This window comes from Nonomuraea antri, from assembly GCF_013283785.1.
In the GTDB taxonomy this organism is placed as follows: domain Bacteria; phylum Actinomycetota; class Actinomycetes; order Streptosporangiales; family Streptosporangiaceae; genus Nonomuraea; species Nonomuraea antri.
This window is the reverse complement of sequence record NZ_JABCPZ010000422.1, coordinates 1-4,068: the sequence shown is the minus strand read 5'-3', so window position 1 is coordinate 4,068 and position 4,068 is coordinate 1. Positions and strand designations below refer to the sequence as shown.

5 protein-coding genes are annotated in these 4,068 nt (G+C 73.5%); 1 reads left to right on the top strand and 4 read right to left on the bottom strand.

The genetic code is table 11. The features are described from left to right. Positions 1-741: hypothetical protein (locus HII36_RS53685; protein ID WP_173531116.1), on the bottom strand; the 741-nt coding region annotated here is incomplete at its 3' end. A gap of 52 nt (positions 742-793) precedes the next feature. Between HII36_RS53685 and HII36_RS53680 the strand changes: the two genes are divergently transcribed. Next, positions 794-1,216 carry a hypothetical protein gene (locus HII36_RS53680; protein ID WP_173531115.1) on the top strand — a complete coding sequence of 141 codons (423 nt, stop codon included), beginning with the start codon at positions 794-796 and terminating at the stop codon, positions 1,214-1,216. 26 nt (positions 1,217-1,242) lie between these two features. On the opposite strand, the gene HII36_RS53675 is transcribed toward HII36_RS53680, so the two are convergent. The 3 genes from HII36_RS53675 to HII36_RS53665 form a co-directional block, all read right to left on the bottom strand. Further along, positions 1,243-2,475: an ABC transporter permease gene (locus tag HII36_RS53675; RefSeq protein ID WP_173531114.1), complete on the bottom strand. Its 1,233-nt coding sequence runs from the start codon at positions 2,473-2,475 to the stop codon at positions 1,243-1,245. Beyond that, a complete protein-coding gene (locus HII36_RS53670) occupies positions 2,472-3,149 on the bottom strand; it encodes an ABC transporter ATP-binding protein (protein ID WP_173531117.1) in 678 nt (225 codons plus the stop codon). Before HII36_RS53670 ends, HII36_RS53675 begins: the two co-directional genes overlap by 4 nt. Continuing rightward, positions 3,149-4,068, bottom strand: a 920-nt coding sequence (locus HII36_RS53665) for a peptidoglycan-binding domain-containing protein (protein ID WP_173531113.1), incomplete at its 5' end; no start/stop codon positions are given. The genes HII36_RS53665 and HII36_RS53670, both read right to left, overlap by 1 nt.

Genomic DNA, 4,068 nt, shown 5'->3' with positions numbered 1-4,068 from the left:
GCCCTCGTCCGACTGGTCGGCGAGCAGCGCGTCGAGGTGTTCGTCCAGCACCTCCTGGGTGAACAGCGGCAGCCGCAGCGGCGCGGGCGCGAAGTCCAGCGGGAAGTGCGCCTCGCCGGACGCGGCCGGGTCGAACGAGACGGTGTCCAGGATGGCCGGGCGCAGCCGGGCGAACTCCGCCTCGGCGCGCTCCCGGTCGGGCACCAGGTCGAGGAAGCAGACCACGGCCCGCGCCTCGTACGGGGTGGTCTTGTCGATCTCGGCGATCCGCGACCAGCAGAACTCGGTGGCCCGTTCCAGCCACGGGTGCGTGATGCCGTGCTTGTGCAACTGCCCGGCGATGGACGCGGTCGGGACCAGGCTGCCCGGCGGGTCGTCGTCGGTCTGCCACCAGGGCGCGCGCTCGGTGTCACGCACGGACGGCAGCACGAACGGCACCCCGCCGTCGGGCGCGGTGACGGAGGCCAGGTAGTCGCAGGCGGCGGGCACCATCGGGGAGTCGAAGGCGGCCAGTTCGTCCAGGATCCAGAACGCCACCTCGACCGGCTCGGGCTGGCTGCCCGGGCCGCGCAGGTCGGGTTCGAGCGCGTGGCCGAACCCGCCGTCGGGGTTCTGGTAACACCGCAGCACATCGAGCACCCGCTGTCGGGATCCGGCGCGGAACAGCGCCTCGAACCTGGCCCTGTCGATCAGCCGGCCGTGCAGGTGCAGGTAGCGCTCGGCGCGAGTGAGTACGTCCATGACCTCGACGCTACCCCTGCGCCCCGGCGGCGCTCTTGTCAGAATCGGACGTATGGAGCCGAGGCGCTGGGACATCGACGAACGGCACACCGGGATCGCGGACGGCACGGCGATGCTGCCCGAGGTCGAGCGGCTGGCGGAGGTGATGCGCACCGACGGCTGGGTGACCGAGGACCCGGACGCGCACCTGCTCCCCCACCTGCGATGCGAGCCCGGCTGGGAGGTGCTGGCCGAGCGGCTGCTCGACGACGGGGTGTACGAGGTGCGGGCCAGGCGCACGGCCGAAGCGGCCGAAGCGGCGGACGTCAAGGTGCACCGGGCGGCAATCAGGCTGCTGTCGGCGATCGCCGAGCCGTCCTTCCTGGTGCGCAGGACCGGGGATGACACGTTCGACTGCGTCACCGGCGTGATGCCCGGCGACCCGCCCGGGTACCGGTCGCACGGGCATCTCGTCCGGCTGATCGTCGTCCCCTGAGCGTCGAAGAGGCGACCGGCTGAGGGTCACGGGGCGGCCAGGGCCTCCGTCGGCGACATGCGGGCGGCGCGTACCGCCGGGTAGAAGCCGGCCACCCCGCCGATGACCAGCGTGGCGAGGACGCCGCCGAGCATCGCCCACGCGGGCACGATCGCGGGCCAGCCCTGCAGGCTCGCGTACAGCGCGGTGACGCCGATGCCGAGCGCCACTCCGCCGACGCCGCCGATGGCCGACAGCAGCAACGACTCGGCCAGGAACTGCAGCCTGATCTGTCCCCTGGTGGCGCCGAGCGAGCGGCGCAGCCCGATCTCGGCCCGCCGTTCGAGCACCGAGATGACCATCGTGTTGGCCACGCCCACCCCGCCGACCAGCAGCGCCACGCCGCCGAGTCCGAGCAGGAGCGCGTTCAGCGTGGCGTCGGTGGCCTGCTTGGCGGCCAGCACGTCGGACGGCCGCGAGACCGCCACCTCGGTGGGCTGCTCCGGGTTGGCGGTGGCGGCGAGCACGTCGCGCACGGACACCACGGACTCCTCCCGCGCCCTGGCGTAGATCGTGGTGGCGTAGCCGTCGAAGCCGAGCCGTTCCTCGGCGACCGGCCAGCCGACCAGGGCGGCGGTGTCCAGTTCCGGGGCCAGCGGCGCGGGGGCCAGGACGCCGACCACGGTGAACCACTGCCCGCCGAGCCAGACCCGCTGGTCGGGCCCGGCCTGGACGACGCCGAGCCGGTCGGCCGCCTTGGCCCCGAGCACGGTGGCCGGGTAGCGCTGGGTGGCCGCGTTCAGCCAGGCGCCGCTGGTCACGCTGGTGCCGGCGTCGTCGATCAGGTCCAGGCGGGCGGCGGTGACCGAGATGCTGCCCGATTCCGCCACGGGGATGTGGTCGTTGCGGTACACCCTGGCCGGCGTGGTGCCGGTGGCGGTGACGGAGGTGACCGCGGGGATCTGCCCGATCCTGCCCTCGGCCTCGTCGGGCAGGTGGGCGGACTCGCCGAACAGGGTCTTGCCCGGGGAGACGGTGAGCAGGTTGGTGCCGAGCGCGGCGAGCCTGCGGTTCAGGTCCTCCCTGCTGGAGGCGGAGATGCCGACGACGCCGATCATGGCGGCGATGCCGATGGCGATGCCGAGCGCCGACAGGAACACCCGCAGCGGCCTGGCGCGCAGTCCGGCCCCGCCGACCCTGAACACGTCGCGCGGCCGCATCCGGGTGACCACCGGCGTCGCCGCCGCAGCCCCCGCCGCCGCCGTCTCCGTGCCGGTCATGCGCGCACCCCATCCATCACACGGCCGTCCATCACGCGGCCGTCCAGCATCTCGACCTGTCTGGGCAGGGCGGCGGCGATGTCGCGGTCGTGCGTGATCACGACCACGGTCGTCCCGGCCGCGTTCAGCTCGCGCAGCAGCGCCATCACCCCCGCGCCCGAGCGCGAGTCGAGGTTGCCGGTCGGCTCGTCGGCCAGCAGCAGCCGCGGGTCGCCGATCACGGCGCGGGCGATGGCCACGCGCTGGCGTTCGCCGCCCGACAGCTCGTGCGGACGGTGACCGACGCGGTGCCCCAGCCCCACCCGGTCCAGCGCCTCGTACGCGCGCCGCCGCCGTTCGCGCAGCGGCGGACCGGCGTAGAGCAGGCCGTCGGCCACGTTGTCCAGCGCGGGCACCCCGGCGGCCAGGTGGAACTGCTGGAAGACGAACCCGATGACGTGGGCGCGCAGCGCGGACAGCCGCCTGTCGCTGAGCGCGAGCACGTCGTGTCCGGCGATGCGGACCAGGCCGGCGGACGGCCGGTCCAGCGTGCCGAGCATGTTGAGCATGGTGGACTTGCCCGACCCCGACGGTCCGACGATGCCGACCAGCTCGCCCTGCTCGATGCTCAGGGAGACGCCGCGCAGCGCCTCGACGTCGCCGTAGCGCTTGCCGACGCCGCGCAGTTCGGCGATCACTTGGGCACCGCCACGGTGGTTCCCTCGGCCACGCCCTGGACCTCCACCTTGCCGTCGGCGAACATGCCGGTCTCGACGGCGGCGTAGCGGGTGGTCGCACCGTCGACGACCTGCACGCCGTAGCCGCCCTCGGCGAGCGCGAACAACGCGCCGACCGGGACGGCGAGCACGTCCTCGCGCTGCTCGGAGACGATCGTGACGGCCACGGGCGCGGCGTCGTAGGTCTTCTTCAGCCCGCGCACCGAGAGCGTGACCTCGATGGTGGTGCTGGTCTCCTGGCCGGAGGACTGCCCGGCGCTCTGTTCGGTGGCGACCCTGCCGACGCTGGTCACCCGGGCGTCGACGGTGGTCTCGTCGGGCAGTTCGACGGTGGCCTTCATGCCCTTCCTGACCAGGTGCCCGTCGGCGACGTCCAGGTCGACGAGCACCTGGCGGGTGGTTCCCGTGCCGGTGAGCACCGGGCCGCCGGACCCGTCGCCGAGCGCGGCCTTGAGCTCGGCGACGCGCAGCGGCCCGTCGTGGACGACCACGTCGCCCGGCCTGACCTGGCCGGTGACGTCGAGCCCGAGGTCGTCCTGCCAGTCCTCGACGGCTTCCCTGGTGGCCCAGGTGAACTCGTCGTCCACGTCGAAGCCGGTGTAGCCGAGCTTGGCGAGGTTGCGTTCGAGCAGTTCGACATCCTTGCCCTCGGCGCCGTCGGACAGCGTGCGGTAGAGCGGCATCGTGCCGTACAGCAGGGGGCGGCGGTCGGCGTCCAGGCTGTAGACGGCCTGGCCGCGGGTGATGGTCTCGCCCTCGCCGGGCAGCCAGGTGATCGTGCCCTGCGCCTTGGCGGCGACGGTGACGGGGTCGCCGTAGCCGAGCGTGCCGTCCACGGTCTTGGTCTGGGTGAGGGTGGTGCGGGTGACCTGGGCGG